Source organism: uncultured Pseudacidovorax sp., from assembly GCF_913773995.1.
Classification (GTDB): Bacteria; Pseudomonadota; Gammaproteobacteria; order Burkholderiales; family Burkholderiaceae_C; genus Xenophilus.
Window position 1 is genome coordinate 1 of record NZ_CAJYES010000112.1, and the last position, 3,574, is coordinate 3,574.

General features: G+C 69.9%; 5 protein-coding genes. 4 read left to right on the forward strand and 1 reads right to left on the reverse strand.

Going from position 1 to position 3,574, the window contains the following annotated elements; all coding sequences use genetic code 11:
* Both QZ772_RS09880 and QZ772_RS09885 read left to right on the forward strand, forming a co-directional pair.
* Positions 1–244 (forward strand): flagellar export chaperone FliS (locus tag QZ772_RS09880; protein WP_295525356.1); only part of this gene is annotated, 244 nt, incomplete at its 5' end.
* Positions 245–266: 22 nt separating this feature from the next.
* Positions 267–566 (forward strand): flagellar protein FliT, encoded by a 300-nt coding sequence (locus tag QZ772_RS09885; RefSeq protein ID WP_295525359.1) that lies wholly within the window; start codon positions 267–269, stop codon positions 564–566.
* Positions 567–581: 15 nt separating this feature from the next.
* Here QZ772_RS09885 and fliE read toward each other — a convergent pair whose 3' ends face one another.
* Positions 582–899, reverse strand: coding sequence for a flagellar hook-basal body complex protein FliE (fliE, locus tag QZ772_RS09890; RefSeq protein WP_076504143.1), 318 nt, complete (start codon positions 897–899; stop codon positions 582–584).
* A 157-nt stretch (positions 900–1,056) separates the two neighbouring features.
* Here fliE and fliF point away from each other — a divergent pair, with 157 nt between their 5' ends.
* Both fliF and fliG read left to right on the forward strand, forming a co-directional pair.
* Complete coding sequence (gene fliF / locus QZ772_RS09895; protein WP_295525362.1) at positions 1,057–2,868, forward strand: flagellar basal-body MS-ring/collar protein FliF; 1,812 nt, start codon at positions 1,057–1,059, stop codon at positions 2,866–2,868.
* A gap of 6 nt (positions 2,869–2,874) precedes the next feature.
* The coding region (fliG, locus tag QZ772_RS09900; protein ID WP_295525364.1) for a flagellar motor switch protein FliG at positions 2,875–3,574 on the forward strand (700 nt) is incomplete at its 3' end.

Genomic DNA, 3,574 nt, shown 5'->3' on the forward strand with positions numbered 1-3,574 from the left:
GATCGGCCGGGCCGTGCGACTGCTGGAAGAGGGCCTCAAGCCCGGCCTGGATCTGTCGCGCGGCGGCGAGCTGGCGGGTAGACTGCGCGCCTTGTACGACTACTGCATCGGCCGCCTCACCACGGCCAATCTGCGCAACGACGCAGCCATCTTGGCCGAGGTGGCGGCCCTGATCAGCCCGGTCGCCCAGGCCTGGAGTGAAATCGGACCGCAGGCGCATGCAGTGGCATTCCAACCGGCCTGAGGCCGCTATGCAGGAGCTCGCGATGTCTCATCGACTGCTGGACTACTACAAGGCGATCGAGGACGCGAGCGTGCGCATGCTGGACGCAGCCCGCCGCGAAGACTGGGACGAGGTGGTGCGTTGCGAGGGGGCCTGTGCCGTGCTGATCGAACAGTTGCGCTTCAAGGGCCGCAGCGAAAAGCTCGAGCGTACCGAGCGGGCCGAGAAGGCGCGGATCATGCAGCGGATCCTGCGCAACGATGCCGAAATCCGCGTGCTGGCCGAGCCCTGGCTGTCGGACGTGGCTGAGCTGTTCGACCCCCGCCTTCAGACCATGCACTGAGCGCGTGCGGCGCGCTCAGACCTGCATGTTCATGATGTCCGTGTAGGCCTGAACCAGCCGGTTGCGCACCTGCATCGTGGCCTGGAAGCCCACCTGGGCCTTCTGCATGGCCACCATGGTCTGCTCGAGGCTGACCTGCGGGTTCTCCATCTGGACCTCGCGCTGCAGCCGCGACGACTCGTTCTGCGCATTGCTCACCTCGCGTAGGGCGCCCGACAGCGCCGACGAGAAGCCGCCGCCGGGCGCGGCCTCGACATTGGCCGCGGGGCGGGCGCTGCCGGCCGGCCGCAGGCCCGCGGCCGAGGGGGTGACGGTGTTCAGGCGCAGTTCCATGGTGCCGGGATGCTAAGCCCCCCCTCGGCACTTCATGGCGGGAATTGAGGCCGAATATGGGGCCTTATCCAAGGCTTCGCGGCGGCGGGCCTTCGAATAATCGGCGGCCATGCGGAGGCTGTCCCGGCTTCCGCCTTCCAACGCCGCCGTCCGCCCCATGTCCGCCGCTGCCGCCCAGCTTCCCGCCACCAGCCCCTTGCCCGGCACCGCCCTGGTGCCGGCCGGCCTGGCCAGCCGATTCGCGGCCCTGGACCGCAGTCAGCGCCTGAAGCTGGCGCTCGGCGCCGTGCTGCTGGCGGCCGTGGCCATCGCCGCCGTCGTGATGGGCCGCTCGTCCGACTGGCGGGTGCTGTTCTCCAACCTGAACGACAAGGATGGAGGCGCCATCGTCGCGCAGCTGGCGCAGATGAACGTGCCTTACAAGTACACCGAGGGCGGAGGCGCGATCATGGTGCCGGCCGAGAAGGTGCACGACGTGCGGCTGCGCCTCGCTTCCCAGGGCCTGCCCAAGGGATCGGTGACGGGCTTCGAGCTGACCGACACCAACCGCTTCGGCATGACGCAGTTCCAGGAGAAGCTGAGCTTCCAGCGGGGCCTCGAGGGTGAGCTCACCCGCTCGATCCAGGCCCTGGCGGCCGTGCAGTCGGCCCGCGTGCACCTGGCGCTGCCCAACCAGAACGGCTTCTTCCGCGAGCAGCAGAAGCCCTCGGCTTCGGTGCTGCTCACCCTGCACCCGGGCCGCACGCTGGACCGCGCGCAGATCGCCGGCATCGTCCACCTCGTGGCTTCCAGCGTGCCGGAGCTCAGCCCTGCGGCCGTCAGCGTGGTGGACGACAGCGGCAAGTTGCTGTCCGCCACCGGCGATGCCAATGCCAATGGCAGCGTCGATGCGCAGCAGCTGGCCTACGTCCAGCAACTGGAGCAGAGCTACACCCGTCGCATCCTGGACATGCTGGAGCCGGTGGTGGGCAAGCAGAACGTCAAGGCCCAGGTGACGGCCGACGTGGACTTCTCGCAGACCGAGGCCACGAGCGAGGAGCACCGACCCAACCTGTCCCAGGACGCCAGTGCGGTGCGCAGCCAGCAGACCATCGAGACGGTGGGCGCGACGCCGCCCCAGCCTTCGGGCGTGCCGGGGGCCGCGTCGAACCAGCCGCAACCGCCCGGTGCGCCCGCCGCGCCGATCAACGGCCAGGCAGCCCCGCTGGCGCCCAACGGCGCCCAGGCGCAGGCCGCCGCCGGCCAGCGCCCGCCCGGCAAGCGCGAATCCATCACCAACTACGAAGTCGACAAGACCGTGCGCACGGTGCGTGGCGCGGTGGGTAACGTCAAGCGCCTGTCGGCCGCCGTGGTCGTCAACTACCAGGGCGTGGCGGATGCGCAGGGCAAGATCACGCCCACGGCGCTGCCCGCTGCCCAGCTGGAACAGATGACCGCCCTGGTGCGCGAGTCCATCGGCTTCAGCAAGGAGCGCGGCGACTCCGTCAATCTGATGAACGCCGCCTTCATGGCCGACGGCGCAGTCGCGCCTGAACTGCCGCTGTGGAAGCGTCCCGAGCTGTACGAACTGGCCCGCAGCCTGGCCTGGCCGGCAGCGCTGGCGGTGTTGGGCCTGGCCGCGCTGTTCGGACTCGTGCGGCCGGCGCTCAAGGCGCTGAGCCCGCCCAAGCCGGAAGCCGCGAATGACAAGGAGCCGAAGGAGCCGCTGACGCTGGAGGGCGGCCCCGTGGCAGCCGCGCTGCCCGGCCCTGGCGGTGCGCTGGATGCGGTGGTCGGCGACGAGCCCGAGCGTCCTGCGATCGACGGCCCGAGCGCCGAAGCCGGCCCCGAACCCATCGCGCTGCCGCGTCCCGAGTTGCTGCTCGAGCAGGCCCAGCTCGAAGGCGCTCGCGTCATGGCCCGCCAGAACCCCGCCGCCGTCGCCAACATCGTGCGCGGCTGGATCAACCCCGAAGCCGAGAAGGCCTGAGCTGCCATGGATGAACAAGGACTCGAAGACGCCGCCGTGCTGCTCATGTCGCTGGGCGAGCAGGAAGCGGGCGAGGTGCTGCGCCACCTCTCGCCGCGCGAGGTTCAGAAGATCGGCGAAACCATCGCGCGCACGCATGTTGTCTCCCGGGATCGCCTCGGCGCGGTGGCCGAGCGCTTCATCGCCGCCACGTCAGGCCAGGGCCTGTATGCCGCCGACACGCACCAGTACGTGCGCACCGTGCTGCAGCATGCGCTGGGCGAGGAAAAGGCCGGCATCCTGGCAGACCGCATCCTGCAGACCAGCGACCTCACCGGCATTGAGAACCTGAAGTGGATGGACGCCGTGGCCGTGGCCGAGGTGCTGCGCAACGAACACCCGCAGATCGTGGCCGCCATCCTCGCGCACCTGGAGCCCGAGCAGGCCGCCGCCATCCTGGTGCAGCTGGACGAGAACATGCGTGGAGACGTGCTGCTGCGCGTCGCCAAGCTGGAGGGCATCCACCCGGCCGCGCTGGAAGACCTGAACGACGTCATGTTCCGCGTGCTGGCCGGCGGCGGCAAGGTGCGCAAGCCCTCGCCGGGCGGCACCAAGACGGCAGCCGGGATGATCAACCTGCTGGGCGCCGGCAACGACACCACCGCCCTGGATGCCATCCGGATCCAGGACCCGGACCTGGCGCAGGAGATCGCCGACCTGATGTTCG